The 26,544-nt window shown below is 71.3% G+C and carries 24 protein-coding genes; 3 read left to right on the forward strand and 21 right to left on the reverse strand.

Annotated features, from left to right (window positions below):
* Positions 1-55: 55 nt before the first annotated feature.
* From GXP76_RS11195 to GXP76_RS11205, 3 genes are all read right to left on the reverse strand, one after another.
* On the reverse strand, positions 56-1,102 hold the full coding sequence (locus tag GXP76_RS11195; protein WP_242571321.1) for a D-cysteine desulfhydrase family protein: 1,047 nt from the start codon (positions 1,100-1,102) through the stop codon (positions 56-58).
* A gap of 96 nt (positions 1,103-1,198) precedes the next feature.
* Positions 1,199-1,648: a DNA-binding protein gene (locus tag GXP76_RS11200; RefSeq protein WP_242571322.1), complete on the reverse strand. Its 450-nt coding sequence runs from the start codon at positions 1,646-1,648 to the stop codon at positions 1,199-1,201.
* An 80-nt stretch (positions 1,649-1,728) separates the two neighbouring features.
* Positions 1,729-2,505 (reverse strand): polysaccharide deacetylase family protein, encoded by a 777-nt coding sequence (locus GXP76_RS11205; RefSeq protein WP_242571343.1) that lies wholly within the window; start codon positions 2,503-2,505, stop codon positions 1,729-1,731.
* A gap of 491 nt (positions 2,506-2,996) precedes the next feature.
* Here GXP76_RS11205 and GXP76_RS11210 point away from each other — a divergent pair, with 491 nt between their 5' ends.
* Positions 2,997-3,344, forward strand: coding sequence for a YkvA family protein (locus GXP76_RS11210; RefSeq protein ID WP_242571344.1), 348 nt, complete (start codon positions 2,997-2,999; stop codon positions 3,342-3,344).
* A 22-nt stretch (positions 3,345-3,366) separates the two neighbouring features.
* Here the strand turns inward: GXP76_RS11210 and GXP76_RS11215 are convergent, their stop codons facing one another.
* From GXP76_RS11215 to GXP76_RS11285, 15 genes are all read right to left on the reverse strand, one after another.
* Positions 3,367-4,110 carry a carbonic anhydrase gene (locus GXP76_RS11215; protein ID WP_242571345.1) on the reverse strand — a complete coding sequence of 248 codons (744 nt, stop codon included), beginning with the start codon at positions 4,108-4,110 and terminating at the stop codon, positions 3,367-3,369.
* A gap of 279 nt (positions 4,111-4,389) precedes the next feature.
* Entirely contained in the window at positions 4,390-5,397 is a 1,008-nt protein-coding gene (locus tag GXP76_RS11220; RefSeq protein WP_242571323.1) for a 1-aminocyclopropane-1-carboxylate deaminase, read from the reverse strand.
* 23 nt (positions 5,398-5,420) lie between these two features.
* The gene (locus GXP76_RS11225; RefSeq protein WP_242571324.1) at positions 5,421-6,098 is read right to left on the reverse strand and encodes a GntR family transcriptional regulator; all 678 of its coding nucleotides are present in this window, start codon (positions 6,096-6,098) and stop codon (positions 5,421-5,423) included.
* A 104-nt stretch (positions 6,099-6,202) separates the two neighbouring features.
* Positions 6,203-6,844 carry an alpha-ketoglutarate-dependent dioxygenase AlkB gene (locus GXP76_RS11230; RefSeq protein WP_242571325.1) on the reverse strand — a complete coding sequence of 214 codons (642 nt, stop codon included), beginning with the start codon at positions 6,842-6,844 and terminating at the stop codon, positions 6,203-6,205.
* An 80-nt stretch (positions 6,845-6,924) separates the two neighbouring features.
* A complete protein-coding gene (locus GXP76_RS11235; RefSeq protein WP_242571326.1) occupies positions 6,925-7,863 on the reverse strand; it encodes an ADP-ribosylglycohydrolase family protein in 939 nt (312 codons plus the stop codon).
* Positions 7,864-7,935: 72 nt separating this feature from the next.
* Positions 7,936-8,889, reverse strand: a complete 954-nt coding sequence (locus GXP76_RS11240; protein ID WP_242571327.1) for a triacylglycerol lipase — start codon at positions 8,887-8,889, stop codon at positions 7,936-7,938.
* Between the two features lie 206 nt (positions 8,890-9,095).
* Positions 9,096-10,379 (reverse strand): acyl-CoA dehydrogenase, encoded by a 1,284-nt coding sequence (locus tag GXP76_RS11245; protein ID WP_242571328.1) that lies wholly within the window; start codon positions 10,377-10,379, stop codon positions 9,096-9,098.
* A 153-nt stretch (positions 10,380-10,532) separates the two neighbouring features.
* Positions 10,533-10,991: an Rrf2 family transcriptional regulator gene (locus tag GXP76_RS11250; RefSeq protein ID WP_242571329.1), complete on the reverse strand. Its 459-nt coding sequence runs from the start codon at positions 10,989-10,991 to the stop codon at positions 10,533-10,535.
* A gap of 82 nt (positions 10,992-11,073) precedes the next feature.
* Positions 11,074-12,417 carry an LLM class flavin-dependent oxidoreductase gene (locus tag GXP76_RS11255; protein ID WP_242571330.1) on the reverse strand — a complete coding sequence of 448 codons (1,344 nt, stop codon included), beginning with the start codon at positions 12,415-12,417 and terminating at the stop codon, positions 11,074-11,076.
* Positions 12,418-12,483: 66 nt separating this feature from the next.
* Positions 12,484-12,987 carry a flavin reductase family protein gene (locus GXP76_RS11260; protein WP_374360594.1) on the reverse strand — a complete coding sequence of 168 codons (504 nt, stop codon included), beginning with the start codon at positions 12,985-12,987 and terminating at the stop codon, positions 12,484-12,486.
* Between the two features lie 292 nt (positions 12,988-13,279).
* Complete coding sequence (locus tag GXP76_RS11265; RefSeq protein ID WP_242571332.1) at positions 13,280-14,554, reverse strand: ROK family protein; 1,275 nt, start codon at positions 14,552-14,554, stop codon at positions 13,280-13,282.
* A 229-nt stretch (positions 14,555-14,783) separates the two neighbouring features.
* The gene (locus tag GXP76_RS11270) at positions 14,784-17,819 is read right to left on the reverse strand and encodes a carbohydrate binding domain-containing protein (RefSeq protein WP_242571333.1); all 3,036 of its coding nucleotides are present in this window, start codon (positions 17,817-17,819) and stop codon (positions 14,784-14,786) included.
* A 193-nt stretch (positions 17,820-18,012) separates the two neighbouring features.
* A complete protein-coding gene (locus GXP76_RS11275; protein ID WP_242571334.1) occupies positions 18,013-19,590 on the reverse strand; it encodes an SDR family oxidoreductase in 1,578 nt (525 codons plus the stop codon).
* Between the two features lie 82 nt (positions 19,591-19,672).
* The gene (locus GXP76_RS11280) at positions 19,673-20,242 is read right to left on the reverse strand and encodes a hypothetical protein (RefSeq protein ID WP_242571335.1); all 570 of its coding nucleotides are present in this window, start codon (positions 20,240-20,242) and stop codon (positions 19,673-19,675) included.
* Between the two features lie 32 nt (positions 20,243-20,274).
* The gene (locus GXP76_RS11285; RefSeq protein WP_242571336.1) at positions 20,275-21,411 is read right to left on the reverse strand and encodes a DUF475 domain-containing protein; all 1,137 of its coding nucleotides are present in this window, start codon (positions 21,409-21,411) and stop codon (positions 20,275-20,277) included.
* Positions 21,412-21,625: 214 nt separating this feature from the next.
* Between GXP76_RS11285 and GXP76_RS11290 the strand changes: the two genes are divergently transcribed.
* Positions 21,626-22,495: an RNA polymerase sigma factor SigF gene (locus tag GXP76_RS11290; RefSeq protein WP_242571346.1), complete on the forward strand. Its 870-nt coding sequence runs from the start codon at positions 21,626-21,628 to the stop codon at positions 22,493-22,495.
* A 60-nt stretch (positions 22,496-22,555) separates the two neighbouring features.
* Here GXP76_RS11290 and GXP76_RS11295 read toward each other — a convergent pair whose 3' ends face one another.
* A complete protein-coding gene (locus GXP76_RS11295) occupies positions 22,556-23,758 on the reverse strand; it encodes a PP2C family protein-serine/threonine phosphatase (protein ID WP_374360599.1) in 1,203 nt (400 codons plus the stop codon).
* A 135-nt stretch (positions 23,759-23,893) separates the two neighbouring features.
* Between GXP76_RS11295 and GXP76_RS11300 the strand changes: the two genes are divergently transcribed.
* A complete protein-coding gene (locus tag GXP76_RS11300) occupies positions 23,894-24,409 on the forward strand; it encodes a MarR family winged helix-turn-helix transcriptional regulator (protein ID WP_242571338.1) in 516 nt (171 codons plus the stop codon).
* Between the two features lie 102 nt (positions 24,410-24,511).
* On the opposite strand, the gene GXP76_RS11305 is transcribed toward GXP76_RS11300, so the two are convergent.
* Together GXP76_RS11305 and GXP76_RS11310 are read right to left on the reverse strand one after the other, a co-directional pair.
* A complete protein-coding gene (locus GXP76_RS11305) occupies positions 24,512-24,961 on the reverse strand; it encodes a response regulator (protein ID WP_242571339.1) in 450 nt (149 codons plus the stop codon).
* Positions 24,958-26,544, reverse strand: a 1,587-nt coding sequence (locus tag GXP76_RS11310; protein ID WP_242571340.1) for an ATP-binding protein, incomplete at its 5' end; no start/stop codon positions are given. The genes GXP76_RS11310 and GXP76_RS11305, both read right to left, overlap by 4 nt.

Here is a 26,544-nt window from a genome sequence, read left to right on the forward strand (position 1 = left end):
ACCGTCACCTCCGCCGGTCCGTCATTCCCGCCGGTCTGTCATTTCCGCCGGTCTGTCATTCCCGCCGGTCCGTCACCTCCGGCGAGGGCTCCCAGGTACTCAACGGGTCGCCGTCCACGGCCAGTTCGGCCGCCGCCCGTTCGAGGGCCGGCCGGTGGCCGAAGAGGCCGGGCAGGCCGCCCGAGTGCAGGAAGACCGTGCGCCGGCCGACTGTGATCTCACCGGCCTCGACCGCGGCCGCCAGCCCGGCCATCGCGCGGCCGGTGTAGACCGGGTCGAGCACCATGCCCTCGGTGCGGGCCGCCAGCGTGAGGGCGGTCATGACGGGTTCGGTGAGCGCCGAGTAGCCGGATCCGACCTGGTCGAGGCGGATCCGCAGGGACTCCGGCGGGCAGTGCGTGCCGGAGACACCGGAGACCAGGCGCGACACGACACGGCCGGGATCGGCGACGGCTCCGACGTCGACGCCCAGTACCCGCTCGGGTCCCAGTGCCGCGACCAGTCCGGCCATGGTGCCGCCGGAGCCGAGGGCGACCACCACGGTCGCCAGGTCGGCCGCCTGGGTGAGGAGTTCCTGCCCGCATTCGACATAACCACGGGCGCCGAGCACGCTGGATCCGCCGAAGGGGATCAGCGCGGGCACGGCGCCCCGGTCCTTCAGTGTGCCCGCCACATGCCGGGCGATGGAGGCGAGTTCCTCCTTGCCGACGCCGCCCGCCCACACCACCCGCGCGCCGAACAGACCGTCGAGCGTGAGATTGCCCGACTCGGAGGATCCGGGTTCGCCGGCCAGGACGAGCACGACGTCGAGCCCCAGGCGGGCGCCCGCCGCCGCGGTGAGCCGCGCGTGGTTGCTCTGCGGCGCCCCGGTCGTCACCAGGACGGTGGCGCCGTCGGCCAGCGCCGCCCCGCAGGTCCATTCCAGTTTGCGCACCTTGTTGCCACCGCCGCCGAGACCGGTGAGGTCGTCGCGCTTGACCCAGAGGTCGTCGTCGCCGAGGCCGAGCGCGCGGGCCAGCCGCGGCATCGGTTCGAGCGGGGTCGGCCAACTGCCGAGAAGAGTGCGGGACGGCTGCCCGTCACCCGGAGAAGTGGTCACCATGGCTCCACTCTGCCTGCCGGCCCGCCGGCTCGCCGCACGGGACGTGCCGTCGGAAGGCTCCAGGCGACCACCTCGTGCGGCCGCCGCCCCGCCGCCCTACTCGGCGTCCTGGTCGCCGGCCGTACGGCCGACCAGCCGTTCGTAGCGCTGGCGGGCGGCCTGCGGGGTGCCGAGTCCGAGCCCGAAGGCGACCTCCTGCCAGGTCATGCCCCGGCCGCGCGCCATCTGGAGGAGTCCCGCCTCCAGTTCGTCCATGTCCCCGCGGGCGCGCGGCACGAGGCTCAGTGCGGCGGTGATGTCGGCCCGGTCCACCTCGGGCTCCCCCGCTTCCGGCTTCGCCGCCCCGCTGAGCAGGAACGCCACGAGCCTGACGGCTTCGTGCGGTGCGATGACGGACGGATGGGCCTGCCGCCGGCGCTGCGCCTCCGTGGCCGCGTGCCGCTCGGCGATACGGAACAGGGACGCGTGCACGCGGTGCGCACGGGCCTGGTCCGGGTGAGGTGGGGTGAAGGGGTCGGAGGAGTCCTGGCCGGAGGTCGATGACATGTGCACCAGCATGATCCGACACACAGACCGATGTCAACAGTTCATGTTGAACACTTTGTTCACCTCTGCCGTCCGGCTCCTCAGGGGCGGTACACCTCGCCGGGCTTCGGGACCGCCGGCGCGAAGAGCTGCGGAACGGTGACGAAGGTGTAGCCGCGCTCCTTGAGCCGCTTGATGATCCCGGGCACGGCGGGGACCGTCCCGTCGTAGATGTCGTGGAGCAGGATGATCCCGTCGGCGGACGCGTCGTCGACGATGCGCTTCTCGATGAGGCCGGAGTCGGTCGTGGAGTAGTCCTTGGCCGTGGCGCTCCAGAGGATCTGCGAGAGGCCGAGTTCGCGCGAGATGTCCGTGACGTCGCCGTTGGTACGCCCCTGGGGCGGGCGCATCAGCGTGGGCTCGCTTCCGGTGATCTCCGCGATGGCGTCCTGGGTGCGGGAGAGTTCCTCGCGTATCCCGGCCCGGTCGAGATCGGTCAGTATCCGGTGGCTCCAGGTGTGGTTGGCGACCTCGTGCCCCTCGTCGGCGATACGGCGGACGGTGCCCGGACGGGCCAGGACGTGATTCCTGCCCAGCAGGAAGAACGTCGCCGGCACCTTCTCCTCCTTGAGTATGTCCAGCAGCCGGGGCGTGTCCTCGCCGGGCCCGGCGTCGAAGGTGAGGGCGATGCACTTGGCCTCGGCGCAGTCGACGGCGCCGAGGCGCCCCTCGCCGTCACCTCCGGCGTCCGCCCTGACCGAGGCGGGCGAGAGGGTCTGCGTGCCGCAGCCGGTGAGGGCCAGGGCGAGGGCCGCGACAGCGGCGAGTGCGGTGGTGGCCGTACGGCGCACACGTCCGGTCGGGGCGTTTTCGGGCATGGCGGAGCGGGGTGTGGCGATTGCGGGCATGACGGTGCTCTCTCTGTGCTCGCGGGGCGCGTTCGGCGCTCGGCGTCGGCCGCTCGGCGCCTACCGGCCACCGGCTCGCGGGTGTGCGGGCACGACGGGGCCCGCCCCGGGCCTCGCGGCGGTGCGTGCGAGCGGGGTCGTACGGAAGGTGGGGTCGCGCCGTGTCGCGCGGAGACGGCCCCCGGAAGGGCGGGGTCTTACATCCGGTACCCGTCACCGCGAGCGGGCGCGGGATCGGCCGGGCGGAGCCGGGCAGGGCGGAACATGCCAGGCCAGGCGGGGTTCCATGACATGCCAGCCACTATACACGCGATGTATACGCGGAGTGTATAGAGGTTCGGGGGCCGGCCCCGGCGGGGAGGCACCACGGTGAAGCCGCTCGATTCGTCCGCTGGAGCGCCCCGTTACGGGAACACGCTCCGGGACAGACAAGGCCCGCGCCGCAGGAGGCCATGGAAACGATGGACGCCAACCTCACGGTCGCCCTGATCGTCGCCGCCGTCGCGGTGGTCGCGATGCTCGCCACGACGATCGTTCTGTTCGTCAAGGTCTTCCGGACGCGTGCGCTGCTGCGTGAGGCCGGGGTGCCGCTGAGCAACCGCGCCGCGTACTGGGGCGCCCTCATCTATGTGGTGAGCCCCGTGGACCTGCTGCCCGACCCCGTCTACCTCGACGACATCGGCGTCCTGCTGCTCGCCCTGCGGTCCCTGCACGCGGCGTCGGCCGGTGCGAAAGGCCGCGCCCGGGGCCGTGAACGCGAAGAATCGCGGACGAGAAGCACTCGTCCGCGATCCCTCCGTGCCCCGTGAGAGCCCGTGGGCTCCGACCGGGTCAGCTGATCCGGTGGACCAGCTGGGTGTTCAGTTCGTAGCGCGCGCCGATGATCTCCAGCTCACCCGCGGCCACCTTCGCCGCGAGGTCGGGCTCGGCCGACAGACGGGAACGGACCAGGTTGACCTGGGCGCTGACCGTGGCGTCGACCCGCGCGTCGCCCTGCTGCGAGTGGTCGATCGCGGGCTTGATCTGGTCGGCTATGTACTGGAGGGAGGCGGGCAGGTGCGCGCCCGTCTCGTCCGCGTGGACGGCGGCGGCCACGGCGCCGCACGACTGGTGCCCGAGGACCACGATCAGCGGGACGCCGAGTTCCAGGACGCCGTAGGTGGCGCTGCCGAGCACGGCGTCGTCCAGGACCTCACCGGCGGAGCGGACGGTCATGAGGTCGCCGAGCCCCTGGTCGAAGGCCAGCTCCGGCGGAACGCGGGAGTCGATGCAGCCGAGTATCACGGCGAAGGGGGCCTGGCCGGACACGAGCGACTGCCGCACGCTCTGAGACTCGTGCGGGTGCTGCTGGTTGAAGGTGCGCCACCGGCGGTTACCGGCGGAGAGCTCCGCCAGCGCCGCGGCGGGGGTGCTGGGCCTGGGACGTGTCGTGGGCTTCCGGGTGGCGGCCCCCACCGGCGTGGCGCCGGCGATGAGTCCGCTTCCGGCCGCTGTGGCGACCGCCGCGGTGGCGACGGAGGCGCGGAGCAGTGCGCGGCGGCTGGTCGCCACCGGCATCTGAGCATGCGTGGTCATTTTCACGCACGGACGTTAACTCTCGCATTATTAAAGAACTTTCATACATACGAAGTCTTGGCGGCGCCTTGAATATCCCTTGGCCATAGATGAGCCGAGCGTGACCATCGCCGATCACTTCGCGACGTCCAGTGATGACCGCCGAGCACTCCCGGGACTGGTGTGCGGGATGGTACGAACGACCCGAACTGCGCTGCTGACAACGGGAGTTCACGCCCGCTTCAGCCACCGTTCACCTGATCCGCGCACACCGTTGCGCGCCTGGTCCCCGCATCCCGATCAGCGGAAGACACCGCTGTAGGCGTTGAGAGCGGGCTGGCCGCCGAGATGGGCGTACAGCACGTTGGAGGTCGCGGGGATGTCCCCGCCGCGTACGAGATCGATCAGCCCGGCCATCGACTTCCCCTCGTACACCGGGTCGATGATCATGCCCTCCAGCCGGCCCGTGAGACGGATGGCGTCGAGCGTCGACTCCACGGGGATGCCGTACTCGTCCCCGGCCCAGCCTTTCAGGACCGTGATCTCGTCCTCCCTCAGATCCCTTCCGAGACCGATGAGTTCGGCGGTGGCGCGGGCGATCCTCCCGACCTGCGCGCGGGTCTCGCCGATCTTGGCGGAGGCGTCGATGCCCAGGACCCTGCGGGGCCGGTCCTGTCCGGCGAAGCCCGCGATCATGCCCGCGTGTGTGCTGCCGGTGACGCTGCACACCACGATCGTGTCGAAGAAGACGCCCAGTTCCCGCTCCTGACGCGCCACCTCCCGGGCCCAGTTGGCGAAGCCGAGTCCGCCGAGCGGATGGTCCGAGGCCCCTGCCGGGATCGCGTACGGGGTGCCGCCGCCGGCCTCGACATCGGCCAGGGCCTGGTGCCAGCTGTCCTTCGCCCCGATGCCGAACCCCGCCTCGACCAGGCGTATTTCGGCGCCCATGACACGGGACAGCAGGATGTTGCCGACCTTGTCGTTGACCGCGTCGGGCCAGTCGACCCAGCTCTCCTGGACGAGGACCGCCTTCAGCCCGAGCCGGGCGGCGACGGCCGCGACCTGCCGTGTGTGGTTGGACTGGATGCCGCCGATGGTGACCAGGGTGTCCGCTCCCCGCGCGAGGGCGTCGGGGACCAGATACTCCAGCTTGCGGGTCTTGTTCCCGCCGTACGCGAGACCGCTGTTGCAGTCCTCGCGCTTGGCCCAGATACGGGCGCCGCCGAGATGGCCGGAGAGACGGTCCAGCGGATGGACGGGGCTGGGACCGAAGAGGAGGGGGTGGCGCGGAAAGCTGTCGAGGGACATCTCGGGCTCCTTGGGATTCAGGGTCAGTCGTCGCTGTCGCCGTCGGCCAGCGCGTCGAGAAGCGGGGCGAGCGTCTGCCAGTTGGCGCGGGTGGCTGCCGCGGCTCCCTCCACGTCACCGGCGGCGCACAGCTCGATGATCCGGTCGTGCTGGGCGACCGAGCCCCGGCCGCTCAGCGAGGAGAAGCGCACCCGTTCGACACGGCGCAGCACCGGCGTGAACTGTTCGAGCACGGCGCGCAGCGCCTGGTTCGCGGCGGCGGTGACGGCGACGCCGTGGAAGGCGTCGTCGGCGGCGAGCGCGGCGTCCACGTCGTTGCCGACCAGCGCGTCGGCGAAGCGGGCGTTGGCGGCGCGCATGGCGTCGAGTTCGGCGGCGGAGAGGTTGGGGAGGGCTTCGCGTACGGCCAGTTCGTGCATGGCGGCGGTGACGGACTGCGCGCCGCGGGCCGCCCTGAGATCGAGCGGGCTGACGATCGTGTAGCGGCCGGGCTTGGTCCGTACGAGACCGGTCTGCTCCAGACGCCCCAGCGCCTCGCGGATGGGTGTGCGGCTGATGCCCAGCCATTCCACGAGGTCACTGTCGTTGAGCCGCTCCCCCGGCGTGAGCGTGCCGTCGACGATCGCGTCCCTGAGCGCCTGGTAGGCGTTCTCCCGCAGGAGCGATCTGGAGACGAGCCCTCGGCTCCGGGGTACCGGCATGCAATATATTGCACATCGCCGCAGTGGGTCCGTCAAGGCCGGGTGCCGGATCCCGGTGCAGTGCGGGCACGGGTTTGCTCGGCGCACGCCCTCGGCGCACTCCCTCAGCGCACGCCGCGCGGCCGGAACTGGACGCTGATGCGCGCGCCCACGGACCGCGCCGTCTTGGGGACGGCGTGCTCCCAGGTGCGCTGGCAGGAGCCGCCCATCACGATGAGGTCGCCGTGCCCGAGCGGTCTGCGGACGGTGGAGCCGTGCCGCTCCCGCGGCCGTAGCAGCAGATCCCGCGGGGCACCGACCGACAGGATCGCGACCATGGTGTCCTCGCGGGAACCCCGGCCGATGCGGTCGCCGTGCCAGGCGACCCCGTCGCGGCCGTCCCGGTAGTAGCAGAGTCCTGCGGTGGCGAACGGCTCGCCCAGTTCGGCGGCGTAGTGGGCGCTCAGCGCGTCGCGCGCCTCGTCCAGGACGGGGTGCGGGAGGGTGTCCGGCGTCCCGTCGCGCTCTCCGTAGAAGGCGAGCAGTCTCGGCACGGCCACCTCCCGCTCGTACATCCGCCGGCGCTCGGCACGCCACGGCACGCCGGAGGCCAGCTCCTCGTACAGGGCGTCGGCGCCGCCGAGCCAGCCCGGGAGCAGATCGATCCACGCCCCGTCGCCGAGCTCGGTCCGCCGGACACCGGTGAGCGGACCGAGCCGGATCTCGTCGGTCTGGTCGAAGAGGGAGCCCTGCGCGTGTGCTGCCATGCGTTCAGCATAACCACATATTCGAACGCTTGAACGATTACGTGTGCGGGGCCTCACGGGCAGGCGTGCCCTGCGGGCTCTCAGCCCAGTGGCTCCCGCCGGTCCAGCCACTCGCGCGGGACGCCGTCCACTCCCGTACGCGCGCCCACGACGCCGCCCGTGATGGCACAGGTCGTGTCCACGTCGCCGAAGGCCTCGGCCGTCGCCCACAGCGCGGCCTCCAGGTCGTCCTGGTGCCGGACCGCGGTCCAGAGGGCGAACGGCACCGTGTCGTCGGCCCGGATGCGCTGTCCGTTGCCGAGGATGTCCGACGCCTTCCACGGCTCGGTGTCGAAAGGGACGTCCACCGCCCGCGCGAGGCCGTCGCGTACCGGCCCCGGCGGAGTCGCCTCCGCGACCGCCGCGAGCGACAGTTCGCCGCGGACCGAGAGCGCCGCCGCGACTGCGACGGCCACCGCCCCCGCGATGCCCTGCGGATGGGCGTGGGTCACCTCGGCGGACAACGCGGCCTGTTCCACCACGCGTTCGAGGTCGTCGGCGAACCAGGCGCCGAGCGGCGCGACGCGCATCGCCGCCCCGTTGCCGAGACTGCCACCTTCGAAGAGGGTGGGCGCGAGGGTCCGCCAACTCGCCGGTTCCGCGAGGAGTCGGGGCAGCAGGATGTGCATGCCGTGCCCGTAACCGCGCCCCTGGTCGGCGTCGAAGGTGAGCGCGAAGCAGCCGGCGAGGCGGTCCTGATCGATGGTGCCGCACTGGTCGAGGACGCGCCGGACGGCCAGCGCCATCGCCGTGTCGTCGGTCCAGTGCCACTGCGGCTCTCGGGGCGTGACGCGGGCCCTGATCTCCGCGTACGCCCGCGACCGGTCGCGGAAGAGCGGGAACCAGCGCTCGCCGAAGGCGTCGCCGAGCGCGAGCCCTTCGAGACTCGCGCGCGCGGCGGTGGCGGAGCGAGCCGATGGTGCGGGGGTTCCGGACGGGGCGGTACCGGACCGGGCCGGAGGTCGCGTCGGTGAGGTCATGCGCCCCATGGTGCCGCCGACGTCCTCCGGCCGTACATCCGTTTTGCGCGCCCTCCCGGCCGGTGACCGCACTCAGCTGAGGCAGTTCGCGGGGCTGGTGTTCGCCGGGTCGAGGGCGTTGAGGACCAGCCGGTACATGACCGGGCTGTAGGCGATGCCCAGATGGGCGCTCATGTCCACCGGACACGCGTCCTGGAGGTCAAGATTGTCCACCGGGGCGTCGGTGCCCGCCTTCAGGTACTGCTGGCGGTAGGGGGTGACCACCTCGTCGGTGCGCGTGACGACGGTCGTGTAGCGGACGCCGGGCACGGTGTCGCCGCCGGCGTCCAGCCGGGCGTTGACGTCGGAGCCGATCGTCTGGTCCTTCGCCGCCAGCCCGGCCATCTGCGCCGCCGTGTCCAGCACACGCAGCGACCTGGCGAGGGACGCCATGCCCGACGCCGTGGTGCCGTGGTTACTCGGGGCGATGCCGACGAGGCGGTGGGTCTTCGCCGCGCCGCCTTCGAACTTCAGGTACCAGCGCGGCAGCAGCCCGCCGCCCTGCGAGTGCCCGACGAGATCGGCCTTGTCGGCGCCGGTGGCGTCCAGGACCTTGTCGACGAAGGCGGCCACCTCCTTGGCGGACTCGGGGACATGGCCCCTCCCCTTGAACACGTCGCCGTCGGGTGCGCCGAAGTTGAGGGCGAAGACGCAGTAACCGGCCCGCTTCAGGACGGGCGACAGCCCCGACCAGTTGGCGTAGGCGTTCGCCCAGGTGCCATGGATCAGCACGACGGGCCGCGGATGCGCGGCGCCGGGCTCGCACGCCCAGTCGTTGGCGCCGGGCGGCGACATCTCGGGGGCGGCCTGCGAACGGGCGAACGCGGCGGAGAACTGCGCCAGACCGGCGTTGGGGGCGAGGGCCGCGGTACGGACGGAGTCCGCCGTGACGGAGATGGACGCAGACGACGAGGACGAGGGCGCCGCCGCCGCGACGGCGATCGCTACGGATCCGACCAGTGCGGCGGCGGCATGTCTGAGCTTCAACGGGACTCCCGTGTGTGTGAGTCCCCCGCCCGTACGTGTCCCGGCCCCGGCTCCGGAGTCCAGGGACGCCACGCCGGCGACGGGGGGCGTCTGTCGATGACGCCCGCCATCCGACCCCATGCGGACCCGCACCGGCGGGATTGCCCCATCGGTGGGCGCGGAGCGCGGGCCCGGCCGTGCGCCCGCCGGGGATCGCGGGGCGGTCCTCAGGGACGGGCCGTGAACGGCGGGTGCGTTCCGTTGAGGTAGTGGTCGCCGATGTCGCGCAGGCGGTGGGTGGGTGAGCTCCGCGCGGTCAGCGCGCGGGCGTTGCGCCAGAACCTGTCGAGCGCCGGTCCGCCGTCGAACGACGTGGCCGCTTCGGTGAGTTCGAGGATGCGGGTGGTGATGTCGACCGCGGACCTGGTGGTGACGGCCTCGGCCGCCGCGACCCGGACGGCGATCTCGGCCCGCTCGTCCATGCCGAGATCGCGCCCGGTGGCCAGGCCCTGTTCCAGTGCGTCCGTCGCGCGTTCCACGACGGCGGCGGCGGTCTGCGCGGTGGTCGCCAACTCCCCGTACGCGAGCAGGAGATACGGGTCGCCGCTGGGCCGTACGGCGTAGGTGGTGGCACCCGCGGCCCCGGAGCGCGGTGCGGGCGGCACCGCTCTGCTGACGTCGCGGGCCTCGCCGAGGGCGCCCTCGGCGATGCCCAGGGCGACGTGGCTCAGGACGAGCCGCAGGGCGAGCGGCGCGAGCGCGGTGAACGCCGAGACCGCGTGTTCGTCGCGTGTCGTCGCGCCGAGGATCTGGCCCGCGTCCACGGGCACGTTGTCGAAATCGACGCTGCCCGCGCCGGTGAGCCGCTGGCCGAGACGGTCGTTGTCGGTGCTCGCGAGTACGCCGGGGTGGGCCGGGTTCACCAGTGCGATCAGCAGGTCGCCCGTGTGGGTGGAGGTCGCGCCGACGACGAGCAGGTCGGCGACGGTGACACCGGTGGCCACGGTCCTGCGGCCGTTGAGGAGATGGCCCGGGCCTGCCGGGGAGAGGGTGAGGCCGGGGCCGCTCTCGGGGTCCGGCAGGTCGGTGCCGCCGCCGAGGAGCGGACCGGCGGCGAGGGCGGGGACCTCGTGCCCGGCCGCGTCGTCGGACGCGCCGAAGAGGCGGCTGCTCCAGGACAGCACGTAGTGCCGGGCGACGAGTTCGCCGATGGAACCGTCGGCCGCCGCGATCTCCCGGATCACGGCGGTGGCGGTGCGCCAGTCGGCGCCGCCGCTGCCGGAAGCCGTACCGGCCCGGCCGGGGGGTGCGGGTGGTGTCAGGAGCGCGGGCAGTCCGGCTTCGCGCAGCCGTGCCACCTCGTCGTACGGCGGCTTGCCCGCCCGGTCGCGGGCGATCGCGTCGGCGGCGAGGTCGTCGGCCACCTCCCGCGTGACACGTGGCCACATCGCGTCGTCGACCACGGGGGGCTTGAGCGGGGCAGCGGTTCGGACCACGGGTTTCGTCGGCACGGTGCCGGCCACCTCCAACATCCCTATGTTTCCCACTGGATTGGTAGGAATATTGGCACGCACTCATCCCCGCCCCAAGTGCGTGTTCATATGGTGGACTCGCGTTCCGGCCGGCGGAACCGGTGGGCCGGCGCCCGGGCCGCCCCCGCCGGGTCAGGGGTTCGTCCAGGCCTCCGGGTCGGCCGCGAGGGCGGACACGTCGTCCGGCAGCCCGGCCGAGGCCACGTCCGCCAGCGTCACCACGTCCAGGATCTGGCGGACGTTCGCCCGCACCGCGATCCACAGCGGCAGCAGCGACTCGGCGGGTCCGGTGTAGGAGAGCTCCGGCGGGCGGACCCCGCGCACCGAGACGAGGGGTCCGTCCACCGCCCGGATGACGTCGGCGACCGTGATGGCGTCCGCGGGCCTGGCCAGCCGGTATCCGCCGTTGCCGCCGCGCCGGCTCACCACGAGCCCGCCACGGCGCATGTCGTTGAGGATGCCTTCGAGGAACTTGTGAGGGATGTCCTGGGCGGCGGCGATCGCCTCCGCCTTCGACGGGGCGTCGTCGGGCGACACGGCGAGCTCCAGCGCGGCCCGTACCGCATAGTCCGCCCTGGCTGAAATGCGCATGTGCGCAGTATCGCGTACGGCTCCGGCCCCCGTCGTGCCCGAGGAGTTCCGGCCTCCGCCGGTGGGCCGTCCCGCCTCCTGGTCAGCCGCCCACCGGGTCGAACAGCCGGTTGGCCGGGCGCGCCAGGCCGTAGTGCTCGCGCAGCGTCGTCCCCGTGTACTCGGTGCGGAACAGGCCACGCTCCTGGAGGATCGGCACGACCTGGTCGACGAAGACCTCCAGACCGGAGGGAAGCAGCGCGGGCATGATGTTGAACCCGTCGGCCGCGCCGCTGTCGTACCAGTGCCCGATGGTGTCGGCGACCTGCTCGGCGGTCCCGGCGAAGGTGCGGTGCCCGCGGCCGCCGCCGAGTCTGCCGATGAGTTGACGTACCGTCAGGTGCTCGCGCCTGCCCAGCTCGACGATCAGGGTGAAGCGGCTCTTGGCCCCCTGGATCTCGTCCTCGGTGGGGATGTCGTCGGGCAGTTCCTGGTCGAGGGCCAGCCGTTCGGCGGGGACGCCGAGGAAGTTCGCCAGTTGGCGTCTGGCGTACTCGGGGACGATGTGCCGGTCGAGCTCCGCGTCGAGTTCCAGGGCGTCGGCCTCCGTGTCGCCGATGACGGGCACGATCCCCGGCAGGATCTTGATGCCGTCCGGGTCGCGCCCGAGGCTGGCCGCGCGCTGCTTGACGTCCTTGTAGAAGGCGACGCCCTCCTCCAGGGTCTGCTGTGCGGTGAAGACGGCCTCCGCGTAGCGCGCCGCGAAGTCCTTGCCGTCCTCGCTGGATCCGGCCTGCACGAGGAGGGGGTGGCCCTGCGGGGAGCGGCGTACGTTCAGGGGCCCGTCGACCCGGAAGTGGGGGCCGCGGTGGTCGATCCTGCGGACGCGTTCGGCGAGCGCGTGCACACCGCGCGCCTTGTCGGCCACCACCGCGTCGTCGGCCCAGCTGTCCCACAGCTTCGTGGCCACGTCGATGAACTCGGCCGCCCGCAGATAGCGCTCGTGGTGGGGCGGGGTGTCGTCCAGACCGAAGTTGCGGGCGGCGTCGGCGCCCGCCGTGGTGACGATGTTCCAGCCGGCGCGACCGCCCGACACGTGGTCGAGGGAGGCGAACCTGCGCGCGAGGTTGTACGGCTCGTTGTAGCTGGTGGACGCGGTGGCGATGAGGCCGATCCGGCTGGTGACGCCGGCCAGGGCGGTGAGCAGCACGGTGGGTTCCAGAATGCTGGCGGGCCTGCGGCCCGGGTCGCCGTGCAGGGCGGGGCCGTCGGCGAGGAAGAGCGAGTCGAGTCTGCCGCGCTCGGCGATGCGGGCCAGGTTCTTGTAGTGCTCGACGTCCGTGCCGTCCTCGGGGCTCCGCGGGAGCCGCCAGGCGGCCTCGTGGTGGCCGGCGGTCATCAGGAAGGCGTTGAGGTGCAGGGGTTGGCGGTCCGGATCGCGTGACATGGGTCTTCTTCTCCTGGGCGGGGTGACGGGTGCTCGGGGTGACGGGCGCCGGGGTGTTCGCGACGCTCAGAGCGCGAGGTAGCGGCCGTCGTGGAACAGCAGTGGGCTCCGGGCGTCGTCGTGCGCGGCGTCCTCGACGCGTCCCACGACGATCCGGTGGTCACCGGCGGGAACGATCTGCTGGATGCTCAGCCGCAGCCAGCCGGCGACGCCGTCGAGCACGGGCTCCCCCTCCGGCAGCCGCCCCCAGTCCGTCGGCGCGGCGAACCTGTCGATGCCGCTGGTGGCGAACGTCCTTGCCAGCGGCTCCTGTTCGGCACCGAGGAAGTTGACGACGGCCGAGGACGCGCGCTCGATCGTCGGCCAGGACGAGCCCGTGAGGGCGATCCCGAACGACACGAGCGGTGGGGAGAGGGAGAGGGACGTGAGTGAGGTGGCGGTGAAACCGACCGGACCGTGGCCGGCCTCGGCGGTGACCACGACCACTCCCGCCGGATATCGGCGGAATACTTTCCTGAAGCGCTCCGGGGCGATACCCGGAGCGAGATGCGACGACACGGTGACAGTCAACGTCTCCCCCAGAAAGAGAGGTGGAAAGAACGGGAAAAGGGCATGCGGTGGCGGCATACGGAGCCGTGGGACGAGCGGGGACTACATGGTCCGGGGCGCGCGGGGCGGGCCGGACGCGATCGCCGGTGAATTCATCGGCGGACCGTGGCGCGAGGAGAATTCAGGCGCGACAACAGGGGCAGGGCACGTGACGCGGAATCCGCTGCCGAATGGTCATGAATTGATTGTCCTGCGCGTGCACGGACCTGGTCAACAATGCAACTTCCTGAATTAACTCGGAACAACTCACCGGTCAGGACGCGTCAGTCAGCGCGGGCCAGGGCCCCAGCGGGTCCCCGTACAGCGCGCCCAGCGCGACGGCCGCTCCCGCAGTGGAGAGCACACTGCCGGTGAAACTGCTTGCCACGACGGCCTGTTCGGGGTCGTCGCAGACGAGGGAGCGGGCCGCGACCTCGCTCCGCAGATCGTCCAGGCAGTGCGGGAACAGCCCGGTGCCCGGCTCGACCACCACCACGACCTCGGGGTCGAACATGTCCATCAGCAGTGCCACGGCCCGGCCCACGAGCCGGGCCCTGCGGCGGAACAGCTCCCGTGCCCGGGGCTCCCCCGCCACGGCGCGTTCCAGCAGGGCGGGGAACGACGGTACGGGAGCGCCCTGTTCGGCCGCGAGCCGCACCATGGCCTGTTCGGAGACCTCCGATTCGAGGCTGGCGTCACCGCCGACCGGCAGATGCGCGATGCTTCCCGCGCCGTGCCGGGGCCCGAGGTGCACCTCGCCGCCGGTGGCGAACGCGGCGTCCACCACGGCGCCGACGAACAGCAGGACGGCGCTCCCGCGCGTGGACGCCTCGCCGATCAGCTGCTCGGCCCGCGCCAGTGCCCGTGCGTGGCTGTCCACATGGACCGGCAGCCCGGTCGCGTCGGAGAGATGGTCCCGTACGGCCACGTTCCGCCAGCCCAGTTGCGGGTGACGCACGATCACCCCGGCGCCGGGGTCGACCCGGTGGCCGGTGGCCACGCCGAGGGCCAGGACCGAACGGCCGCCCGCGTGGGCGGACACCAGCCGGGGCAGCCGCTCGGCGAGAGAGTCCAGCACGGTGCCCGGCCAGGGACGGATGTCCGGGTGCGGTCGCCGGTCCTCGGCGACGATCCGGCCGCGCAGATCCATCAGGGACAGCGTCGAGTTGGTGACGGCGATGTGCGCGCCGGCGACGAGATGGCGGCCGGTGTCGATGTCCACGGGGACATGGGGCCGGCCGAGACCGCGCGGCCCGGTGGTCTCCGGGCTCTCCCGGATCAGCCCGCGGGCGAGCAGGTGCGCGCTGTGCCCGGTGACGGACGCCGGGGACAGCCCAGTGAGGCGTGCCACGGTGCTGCGGGCGACCGGGCCGTGGTCGAGGACGGCGTTCAGCACGGTCTTCGTGCCGGGCGCGCGGCGTGGTGGTGCGGTGGCCGGCGGGATGTCCGCGCGGCGTAGCGGTGTGGGTCGGCGAGGGGCGGGCACCGGCGGCTTCTTCACGGGTGTCTTCCAGATCCTGGACGGCAGCGGCGGCGGCCTCGGGGACATGTCCCGACGAGGGCCCGGCCGGTCGCGTGGGCGCTGTGACGTCAGCCCTGGTGACACGCCGCGGAGCACACACGCTTGAGGTCGATGTGACCTCGCGTCGTCAGGTGTGCGGATCGCTGCATGCGGGGCAACGTAACCGCGGTGGCCGAACCGGGTCAATGACCGGCCGCATCCTGGACGGGCGCGGTGTGCCCGGGCGGGCCGTGTCCGCGCCGCCCGGGCATGACGCTCACTTCAGATACGGACCGGGAGTACCGATCCTGCCGGGCGCCGCGTTCTTCCCGCCGAGGTCGAGGACGTACACCCGCAGATTGCCCTTTCCGGGTGCCGGCACGTCGAGCCTGCCGCCGGTCACCGTGCGGGTGTCGCCCGTGACGGCGTCCCGGTAGGTGCCGTTGGGGATCCCGGTGTACGTCGCCGCGCCGGTGACCGTGACGAGGGCGAAGCTGTCGGTTCCCGAGGCGGCGTCGGTGTAGCGGCGTTTGAAGGCCATCTGGCCGGTGATGCCGTCGGTCGAGTACTGGCCCATCTGGAGGGCCGGCACGCCGCGCCTGATGTCGCCGAGGCGCTGGAGGTGCTTGACTAGCGGCTTGGCCAGGGTCGTGGCGACCTCGCCGGTGGCGGAGTCGGCCTTGCCGAATTCGGATGCCCTGACGTCACCGGCCAGATGGCCGCCGAAGTAGGCGCGGCCGGTGGTCGCCAGCGGGCAGGAGGGCCCGCAGTCGATCCGCTGGCCCTTCTGGAACTCGATCTCCGATCCGTAGTAGAGGGTGGGGATGCCGCGGAAGGTCCACATCAGGGACATGTTCTCGGCCCAGGCGTCCGTGCCGCCGGTGTAGCGTTCGGCGCTCTTGTTGGGCCCGTAGTCGTGGCTGTCCACATAGACGACGTTGTAGGTCGCGTCGTTGGTGGAGTCGTCGGAGTCCTTGCCGTTGTGGAAGGCGTTGGCGGCGTCCCCGAAGTTCATGTGCATGCGCATGTCGATGATGTTCATGCCGGAGAACCGGCTGCGGTCGGGGGTGTGGTACGCGTTGCCGTCGAGGAACGCGTTGGTGGAGGTGGGCTGTGCGGCGACGCCGGCCTGGTTCTCGTACTCGTACATCTCTAGTGCGGCCTTCGCGTCGTCCGCGGCGTACTCCTTGCGTTCCTTCCAGGTGAAGAACTGCGCGGAGTGGTTGACCGAGCCGCGGTTCCACTTGTCGTTGACGAACGCGCCGACCTCGCCGAAGACGAAGAAGTTCCTGGCGGCCTCGGCGCCGTGCCTGCGTGTGACGCGCTCCTGGATGGCGGGCAGGAAGCGGCGGTTGAAGGTGGTGCGCGGGATGTGTACGGCGGTGTCGACGCGGAAGCCGTCCACGCCCATGTCGATGTACTTGTCGTAGGCGCCGATCAGATAGTTCTGGACGGGCGCGGACTCGGTGTTGAGGTCGGCGAGGTCGTCGTGCAGCCAGCAGGAGCGGGAGTCCTCGCCCTCCCAGTTCCCGAGCCAGCAGTTGTGGTAGTACGCCTTCGGGAACATGCCCGAAGTGGGGCTGGGCCACTGGCAGTTGTAGATGCGGTAGCCCTCGGGCGAGGTGTGCTGCGTGGGCTTGCCCCAGTCGACGCACGTGTTGCCGGACGGTTCGGCCGTCGACCACAGGTCGCCGTTGTAGTAGGACTTCCCCGACTTGGGCTCGACGGTCAGGCCGTCGTACTCGAACCCGTCGCTCCTCTCGTCGTAGTACCAGGACCAGTCCTGGTCCCGGACTCCGTACACGGTCGGGGTGTACAGGCCCTTGGCGCCCCAGCGCGAGGAGTGGTTGTAGACGACGTCCTGGTAGATCTTCATGCCCTTGGCGTGGGCCGCGTTGATGAGGTCCTGGTAGGAGGCACCGGCGGACTCCAGTCGCGGGTCGACCCGGTAGAAGTCGTATCCGTGGTAGCCGTGGTAGTCGTAGTCGGACCGGTTGAGGACGACGGGGGTGATCCAGATCGCGGACATGCCGAGGGCCTTGATGTAGTCGAGTTTGTCGACGAGCCCTCTGAAGTCACCCCGGAACATGGGGTCGTTGTTGGCGGCGTTGCCTGACTTCACGTGCTGGCTGCCGCCCCGGTTGTTGCTCGCGTCGCCGTCGTTGAAGCGGGCGGTGAGGACGAAGTAGATGGGGTCCTTGCGCGGGTCGGTGCCCAGTGGCCTGCCGGGATCGGCGGCGGGTGGCCTGTTCCCTGTGGTGGCCTCGGCCGCCGTGGACGCCGCCGAGATGTTGCCGGCGGCGTCGGCCGCCCTGACGGTGTAGCGGTAGGTGGTCCGCTCCTCCAGGTTCGCGTCGGAGAGCACCGTGGACCCGACGTCGGTGACGACCGTGCCCTTCGTGCCGCCGGTGCGGATGACCTGATACTTCGTCACTCCCCGGTCGTCGTCGGACGGTTCCCAGGTGACGACGACCGCGACGCCGTCCGCCTTGGCGGTCACCTTCGCCGGTACGGTCGGGGCCCGGGTGTCCGGGGTCTCGGCGGCGCAGGGGTCGTCGGCGTCCTGGGTGACGGTGCCGTTCCTGACGGTGCTCAGCCCGGCCGGGACGGTGTAGTTCCTCCCGTTGTTGTTGTCCCAGACGCCGTTGCCGTTGTTGAACGTGGCCAGCATCCCGGTGGCGGCGCCGAGATCCACGGTCCTGCGCACCCAGCCGGTGCAGGCCGGCTCCATGCCGACGCCCGGGACCTGCGTCCAGGCGCCGCCGTCCGGCCGGTAGTGCAGGTTGGTGGTGGTCCAGCCGACGCCTCCGGTCGCGTAGTAGACATCGGCGGTGTTTCCTCCGCCGGGGTCGGGGTCCGGATCCGGGCCGGTGTCGGCGCACGGGTCGCTGTGAGCCACCACGCCGTCCTTGACGGTGATGTTCCCGCTGCCCAGGTCGTAGTTCTTCCCGGCGTTGTTGTCCCAGACGCCGGCTCCGTCGTTGAAGGTCGCCTTCAGACCGGGCGCGGCGCCGAGGGTGACGGTCTTCTTCACCCAGTCCGTGCAGGCGGCCTCCATCCGGACACCCGGTACGGCCGTCCAGGCGCCGCCGTCCGGGGCGTAATGAAGGTAGTACGCCGACCAGTTCTTGGTCTTCGTGTAGTAGAAGACCGTCGCCGTGGTCTCGGCGGCGGCGACGGGCGCCGATGCCGTGTCCGCGGTGTCGGGTACGGCGGCGAGAAGCCCCAGCAGACCGGCGGTGGCGGTCGCCGCGGCCAAGGGGCGTCCGAGTCGATGGGATCGGGGGTGCAGCGGGTACGGGTCGCGCGTCATCCAGGACTCCTGGGGAGAGATGCCACGGTCACCACCGCGGCGGCCGGGACCCTGACGCGCCTCAGGGGTCGGCTGAACAGCTCTGTCCGGCATGGAAGTTGTGCCGGAATGTTGCTGCAAGCTCTTGCGGGAAGGAAGTTACCGCCGTGCGGCGGACCCGTAAAGCCTTCGCGCACGGGCGAGATGGGGCCGCCTACCGGGCCGGACGGACCCCGCCCGCGGCCTGCGCGATGTTGCGCGCCATCCCGCCGAACACGACGGCGTGGAACGGCGCGACGCTCCACCAGTACGCGTGTCCCAGCAGCCCGCGCGGATGGAACACGGCGCGCTGCCGGTAGCGGGTACGGCCGCCCTCCCCCCGCTCGACGCGCATCTCCAGCCAGGCGAGTCCCGGCAGCCGCATCTCCGCCCGCAGCCGCAGCAGCCGGCCCGGTTCGATCTCCTCGACGCGCCAGAAGTCCAGCGAGTCGCCGACCCGCAGCCGTGCGGCGTCCCGGCGGCCCCGGCGCAGCCCGACGCCCCCGACGAGCCGGTCCAGCCAGCCGCGCACGGCCCAGGCCGGCGGGAAGGAGTACCAGCCGTTCTCACCGCCGATGCCTTCGATGACCCGCCACAGGGCCTCGGGGCTCGCGTCGAGGTCAAGTTCGCGGTTGTCTGTGTAGAGGCTGCCGCCCGCCCAGTCGGGGTCCGTCGGCAGCGGGTCGCTCGGCGCCCCGGGGACGGCGGCGGAGGACCAGCGGGTCGTCACCTGGGCGTCCTGGATCCGTTTGAGGGCCAGGCGCAGCGCCTCCTCGAAGCCGATGGGCCGGCCGGGCAGGTCGGGCACATGACGTGCGATGTCGTGCTCGTGGCAGACCACTTCATGACGCAGCGACTCCGCGAGCGGCCGGGCGATCGAGCGGGGTACGGGGGTGACCAGGCCGATCCAGTGGCTGGAGAGGGTCGGTGTCAGGACGGGCACGGGCACGATCAGCCGGTGCCGCAGCCCGGCGACGGCGGCGTACGTGTGCATCATGTCGAGGTAGGTGAGGACGTCGGGGCCGCCGATGTCGAAGGAGCGGTTGACGTCGGCGGGCATCCGGGCGGCGCCGACGAGGTAGCGCAGGACGTCCCGGACGGCGATCGGCTGGATACGGCTGCGCACCCAGCTCGGTGTGACCATCACCGGCAGGCGTTCGGTGAGGTAGCGCAGCATCTCGAAGGACGCCGAGCCCGACCCGATGATGACGGCGGCGCGCAGCACGGTGGTGGGGACCCGCGAGTCGAGCAGGATGTGTCCGACCTCGGCGCGCGAGCGCAGATGGGGTGAGAGGTCCCGTTCGGGTACGCCGGCCGGGGTGAGACCGCCGAGATAGACGATGCGCCGGACGCCCGCGGCGTGGGCCTGTTCGGCGAAGATCCGGGCGGCCTCGCGGTCGGTGCGCTCGAAGCCCGATCCGGTGCCGAGCGCGTGGACGAGGTAGAAGGCGACGTCGATGCCGCGCATCGCCTCGCCGACGGACTCCGCGTCGGTGACGTCGCCGCGTACGGCCTCGGCCCGGTCGGCCCAGGTGTGGTCGCGCAGTTTCCCGGGCGTACGGGCGAGGCAGCGCACCCGGTGCCCGGCGTCCAGCAGCTCCGGTACGAGCCGGCCGCCGATGTAGCCGGTGGCGCCGGTGACCAGACAGTGGAGCGGGGGTGTCGCGTCCGTGCCGTTCGCCGGAATCGGGTCCTTCGCCGCGCCCGTGCCGTCCGCGGGACTCGTGCCGTTCGCCGCGTCGCCGTTCGTCATGGAATCCTCCGTCGGCCGTGTGCGTAGCGTCCACCTTGCCCCGGCGGGAGCACTTGTGCCCGTTCGGTGGCCGGGACAGCCCCTACAGCGGCAGGAACGCGGCCGCCGTCGCCGCGCCGAGCGAGGCGCCCGCCGCCGTCTGGGCGATGGAGTGGTAGCCGAGCCGTACCCGCGACCAGCACACGGCGCCGACGAGGCCGTACGCCGCGAGCCACCACGGGTCGTGGACGGCGGCGAGCATCGCGACGACCGCGGACGCCACCGCGGAGTCGACGCTGATCTTCCATACGGTGTTCACCGCCAGCAGGACGACCGTCATCACCCACAGCGCCGTCATCGCGATCAGGATGCCGGTGGGTGCCCGTCCGGCGGTCATCGCCAGCGCGCCGGCGCCGATCGAGCCGAGGATCACCAGGAAGATCGGTGCCCGCTGGGTCCGGTCCACGACATGCCGGTCGCCCCATCTGCCGCGCCCGCGTTCCCACTCTATGTACGCGGCCGGCACCACCCCGGCGCACAGCGCGCCCAGCAGCCCCCAGGGGACGCCCGTCCAGTCGCCCGCCGCCGCGGCGCCTATGCCGACCATCCCGGCGAGCAGGGTGTTGCGGGGCTGGAGCACGTCGGTCGTCCGGCGGGCCGTCTCCGTACTCACGTACGACTCCCGTGACACGCGGCTCACGCGGCTCACGCGGCGTCCGACACGCGCGCCTCGCCCGCCGCGATCCGCCGGTTGCGCCGGACCGACGACCAGAAGGACCAGCCGATCAGGACGACCCCGACGAGTCCGGTGATGATCTCGCTGATCTGGTACTGGATGGTGACGAGCAGGATCACGGCGAGCGCGCCGATCGCGTAGTGCGCGCCGTGCTCCAGATAGACGTAGTCGTCGAGGGTGCCCTGGCGGACGAGGTAGACGGTCAGCGACCGGACGTACAGCGCGCCGATACCGAGACCGAGCGCCATGAGCACGATGTCGTTGGTGATGGCGAAGGCGCCGATCACGCCGTCGAAGGAGAAGGACGCGTCGATGACTTCGAGGTAGAGGAACATGAAGAACGCGGCCTTGCCGGTGACGGCGACGACCGATGGGCCGCCCCCGCCGCCGCGCGCCGACGCCGTCCGCGCCTCGGCCTCCTTCGCGGCCTGGGCCTCCTCCTCGTCGGCCAGCCGGTTCTCGAAGAAGCTGGAGAGCCCCCCGACGATCAGATAGGTGACGAGACCGGCGAGTCCGGAGGTGAGCACCGTCTGGGCCTTGTCGGCGTGTGCGCCGCCGTGCTGGTGGGCGTGTGTCGCCACCGTCATGGAGGCGATCAGCAGCACGATCAGCGCGAGGCAGACGGACAGCATCTCGACCTGTCCGAGCCTGGCCAGCGGGCGTTCGATCCAGCCCAGCCACTTGATCTCGCGGTCCTCGAAAATGAAGTTGAGGAAGATCATCAGCAGGAACATGCCGCCGAAGGCGGCGATCGACGGGTGCGCGTCGGTGACCAGTTGCTGGTAACGGTCCTTGTCGTTGACGGCCAGCTCCACCGCCTTGACGGGGCTGAGCTTCGCGGTGACCGCGACGATGACGACGGGAAAGGCGAGTCTCATGCCGAACACGGCGATGAGGACACCGATCGTGAGGAAGATCTTCTGCCAGAAGGCGCTCATCTTCTTCAGGATCCCGGCGTTGATCACCGCGTTGTCGAAGGACAGCGAGACCTCCAGCACTGTCAGGATCGCGACGACCCCGAGTGCGGCCCAGCCGTCGTAGAACACCGCCGCCGCCAGACCGAGCGCGGTGAAGCCGAACGCCCAGCCGAAAGTTCTCAGTACCACGAGTCACCATGCCTTCCGCCGACACATGCTAGGCGATCTTCGGTCACGCACCCCGTTAGAAGAACGGATTCCGGGCAACACTTGCCAGGCGGCAACTATTAGGCCACGGTGGGACCGGACGGGTCCTCAAGCAGTGGCAACGCGGCAGAGCGCCCACACCAGCGAAGGCGATGACGTGACGATGAGTACGCACTCCCCCGCCGCTCCGGCCCCCATGGGCTCCGGAGCGGCCGGCACCTGTACGGAGACAGACACACCGTCAGGCGAGCTCCCGTGGATCGAGGACACGGGGAAGGTCTCCCCGAAGGACGCGCGGGCGCTGTCCAAGCTCTTCTTCGACCGGCTCCAGGTCCTCGAAGAAGGCACGCGGGAGTACCAGTACGCCCGCAACACACTGATCGAGATGAACCAGTCGCTGGTCAGATACGCGGCGCGGCGCTTCCGCAATCTGGGCAGCGGCGACATGGAGGACATCCTCCAGGTCGGCACGATCGGTCTGATCAAGGCCATCGACCGGTTCGACCTCTCCCGCGAGGTGGAGTTCAGCTCCTTCGCGGTGCCGTACATCCACGGGGAGATCAAGCGGTTCTTCCGGGACACCACCTGGGCCGTGCATGTGCCGCGCAGGCTCCAGGAGTTGCGTACGGACCTGACCAAGGCGCAGGACGAGCTGAGCGACAGGCTGGGCCGCGGGCCCACCGTGGCCGAACTGGCGGAGCATCTGGGGCTGACCGAGGCCGAGATCATCGACGGGCGGGTCGCCGCCAACGGCTACACCGCCGGTTCACTCGATCTGCCGAACGACAGCGGGGACGACGCGCCGGCCGCCGTCGGCGGACGCGTCTTCGCCGACACGCTCGGCGCCTGCGATCCGGCCATGGAACTCGTCGAGAACTTCCACGCGCTCGCACCCCTGCTGGGACAGCTGGACGAACGCGACCGGGGGATCGTCGAGATGCGTTTCGGGCGTGAGATGACGCAGTCGGAGATCGGCACCGAGCTGGGTGTGTCGCAGATGCATGTGTCCCGGCTGCTCTCGCGCATCCTGAGCACCTTGCGCACGGGCATGCTCGCCGAGGAGTGAGAAACAGCCGTCCCTGATCCGAGGGGTGCGGACGCCGGAACGGGCGTCCGCACCCCTCGCTCAGTCCTGCGCGGCCGGCATCGGGCCGGCGTCCGACGGAAGGAGCGGCGGAGCCGAGGGCGAGTCGGCGTCCGGCCTGCCGAACCAGTCGAGGCAGACCGCGAGCGCGTCGTCCGTCGTCTCCGCCTTGCGGAACTCCGCCAGCGCGCGCAGCATGGCGCGCGGTACCGTCGCCGCCGGCAGCAGACCGGTCGAGTTGATCGCGCGGGCCAGTGCCCGTTCGCCGTACGACTCGCCCTCCGGCGAGACCGCGTCGTACACGCCGTCGCTCACCATGAACAGCCGGTCTCCCGGCAGGACGTGGAATTCCTGGGCCTCGTAGTGGGACTCCTCGAACATGCCGAGCGGAAGCTGCGCTTCCAGGGGGATGCGCTCGACGGTCCGGCCGCGCCGGCGCCACAGTTGCGGTGAGCCCGCGTCCACGACCTCCACACGGCCGGTCGCCAGTTCGAACCGCATCAGCAGCGTCGACACGTGCGACGCGCCGCGGTGCTGCTCGTAGATCGCCTGGTCGGCGAGGGCGGCCTGACCGGCGATGTCGAGGCCCGAGCGGCGCGCGTTGCGCAGGGCGTTGACGGCGAGATTGCTGAGCAGGGACGCCTGGATGCCCTCGCCCATGCCGTTGGTGACGGCGAGGGTCAGCTGATCCGCGTCGGCCGCCCAGTCGAAGTTGTCCCCGTGGATCGCGTAGGCCGGCTCCAGCTGGGCGCCGATGGCGAACTCCTCGGCGCCGCAGGCGCGCCCGGGGAGCAGCTGCCACTGCATCTCGGCCGCGAGCGTGAGCCGGCTGACCCGCCGGGCCCGCTGGTAGGCGTCGGTGTCCCGCTCGGCGACCAGGATCTCGTGCCCGAGCAGATCGGCGACGTGCGCCAGATCTTCGACGGCCTCGGGGGTGGACCGGTCGCCGGGCAGCCGGACCGAGAGGATGCCGATCCGTTCACCGCGGACGGTGACCGGCAGATGGTGGTCCACGGCGTCGCCGTGCCGCACCTGCTGCTCGCGTGGTTCCTGGCTGCCGAAAGCCCGCCCCTCGGGGCTGTTGTAGAGCGAGAGCGGCTGCTCCTTGCCCGGCAGCGGGTCGTACGGGGTCAGGACCGTGAACCCGTAGTCGGCGAGGAACAGCTGCACGCGCCTGGCACCGTGGGAGGCGGCGAGCACGTCGCGGAGCCTGTCCACGAGCGCGTACGGCGCGGCTGCCCGCACCGATCTTCCGAGTACATCGTCGCGTTGTGTCACGGTCTCTCAGACATTCCTGGTAGGGGCGGGGACGGCCGCACGAGCGGAGTCGTCCGTGGGGCAGAGCTGACAGGGGCCGCCGTCGGGTGACACAGTGGAGGGATGTCCCCCCTCACCGGTCAGCCGCGTCCGCGCGAGAAGATGGCCGAGGCCGCTCGTACAGCCTCGGAGCTGCTTGAGGTGCTGTGGGGACGCGGGCAGGAGGCCGCGCCGTCGGGAACGGTGTCCCCCTCGCAGCTCAGGGCCCTGCTCGTGCTGGAGAAGTACGACGGGACGAACCTGCGCTCGCTCGGCAAGGCACTGGGCTCCCGCCCCCCGTCGGTGAGCCGCCTGTGCGACCGGATGGAGGCCCTGGGCCTGGTGGAGCGGCGCACCAGCGCGACCAGCCGCCGCGAGGTGGAGCTGCGGCTGAGCCCGCGCGGACGCAAGGTACTGGACGAGCACCGGGCGATCCGCGCCCGTGAGGTCAGCGCCGTGCTGGACGGTATGAGCCCCGCGGCCGTGGCCGCGCTCACGGAGGGGCTGACCGCGTTCCACGAGGCGGCGTCCGCCCGGCTCGACGCGGCGGCGGGGACGAGTTCCGCGGACGGCCGGGGCACCGCGGTGGACAGCGCCTGACGTCATAGCGCCCCATTTCCCCGTGTTCCGTGTGCGACCGAGAATGTTGCCGTAGGGAAACATTCGTTTACGTGTGGAAGCCTACCGCGCGGCGCCCCGGTCTCAGAACGCGCGAGGCAGCTTGACCACGGTCACGAAGAAATCGTCGATGTCGCGGATCGCCTTGATGAACTGGTCGAGATCGACCGGCTTGGTCACATACGCGTTGGCGTGGAGTTTGTAGCTGCGCAGGATGTCCTCCTCGGCCGCCGACGTCGTGAGGACGACCACCGGGATATGGCTGAGGTCCTGGTCGGACTTGATCTTCTCCAGCACCTGCCGGCCGTCGTACTTGGGCAGATTCAGATCCAGCAGGATGAGATCGGGGCGCGGCGCCTCCGTGTACTCCCCGCGCTGGTAGAGGAAGTCCAGGGCCTCCAGACCGTCCCGGACGACATGGAGGGTGTTGCCGATCCTGTTGTCCTCGAACGCCTCACGCGTCATGAGCTCGTCACCCGCGTCGTCCTCGACCAGCAAGACTTCGACGGGGTGGGGCTGGGGAGTGGTGCTCATGCGGTGCTTCCTTCGATGGTGGCGGTGGCCGGCGAGGGCGGCTCGGCGGCGGGCGGCGGCTGGACGGGGAGGGTGAAGACGATACGGGCGCCGCCGGTGTGGGCCGTGTCGATCCAGATCTGGCCGCCGCTGTGCTCGACGACCTTCTTGCAGAGTGACAGACCGATGCCCGTACCGGCGTACGCGTCCCTGGCATGCAGCCGCTGGAAGATGATGAAGACCTTCTCGGCGAACTCCTCGGGGATACCGATGCCGTTGTCGGTGACACTGAACGTCCAGGAGTCGGCGCCCTCCGTGCGCTCGACGGCGATCGTGATGTGCGGGGCGCGGTCGGGGTGACGGAACTTGACCGCGTTGCCGACGAGGTTCTGCCAGAGCATCGTCAACAGCGTCGGATCGCCCATCACCTGCGGCAGCTCCGCCGGGCGCTCGACGACGGCGCCGGTCTCCTCGACGGTCACCGAGAGATTGCGTACGGCGCGGTCCAGGGCCACGTCGAGGGCGACCTCCTCCTGGGCGTCCTGGACCCGGCCGACGCGGGAGAAGGTGAGCAGGTCGTTGATGAGGACCTGCATGCGCTTGGCGCCGTCGACGGCGAAGCCGATGTACTGCGTGGCGCGGTCGTCGAGCTGGCCCGCGTAGCGCTTCTCCAGAAGCTGGCAGAAGGAGGCGACCTTGCGCAGCGGCTCCTGGAGGTCGTGCGAGGCGACGTACGCGAACTGCTCCAGCTCCGCGTTGGACCGCCGCAGTTCCATCGCGGCGGCGTCCAGGTCGGCGGCCTGGCGGGCGAGTTCGGCCTCGTTGCTCCGGGAGGTGGCGAGCTCGCTGACCACCCGCAGCCGCATGCCCTCCACGGCCTCCGCGAGCGTCCGCACATCGGCGGGTCCGTGTGCGGGGATCGCGTGGTCGAAGTCCCCGGCGGCGACGCGGCGGGACGCGGTGCGCACGGTGTCCAGCGGCCGTACCACCGTGAAGTGCACGAGGACGGTGATCGCCACCCCGGTGAGCAGGAACGCCACCAGGGCCGCGACCAGCGCCCGGTCACGGTCCGAGCGGGCATCGGCGAACGCGGCCCGCGCCTTGCGCTGTTCGTCGCCGAGATGCTCCTGCTGGGCGTCGAGCGCCGCGCGGACCCGGTCGAACGCCTGCTTCGCCCCGGTCACCGAGGCGGCCTCGTCGCTCCCCCCGCCGCTCCCCCGGCCCGCGAGCGCCGGGGCGGCGAACTCGGCACGCCACTGGCGCGCGGCCCGGTCGACCGCGCGCAGGTCGGCGACCGGCCGGTCGAGCCCTTCGACCAGGTCACCGAGGCGTTCGCGCGCCACGGCCTCGTCGGCGAGACCGCGCCGGTACGGCTCCAGCACGTCCTCGTCCTTCGTGAGGAGGTAGCCGCGAATGCCCGTCTCCTGGTCGAGAAGGGCGGCCTGGAGCCGGAACGCCTGGGTACGGGCCGGGGAGACCTCGTCGATCAGATGGTCCCCGGTGTCGGTGGTGCGGGCGAGCATGGCCGCGGCCACTCCCCCGGCGACCAGCGTCATGACGCAGAGGGCGGCGACCGCCAGCAGGAACCAGCCCTGGACGGTCAG

Origin of the sequence: Streptomyces sp. NP-1717, assembly GCF_022695985.1 — a bacterium.
Taxonomy (GTDB): domain Bacteria; phylum Actinomycetota; class Actinomycetes; order Streptomycetales; family Streptomycetaceae; genus Streptomyces.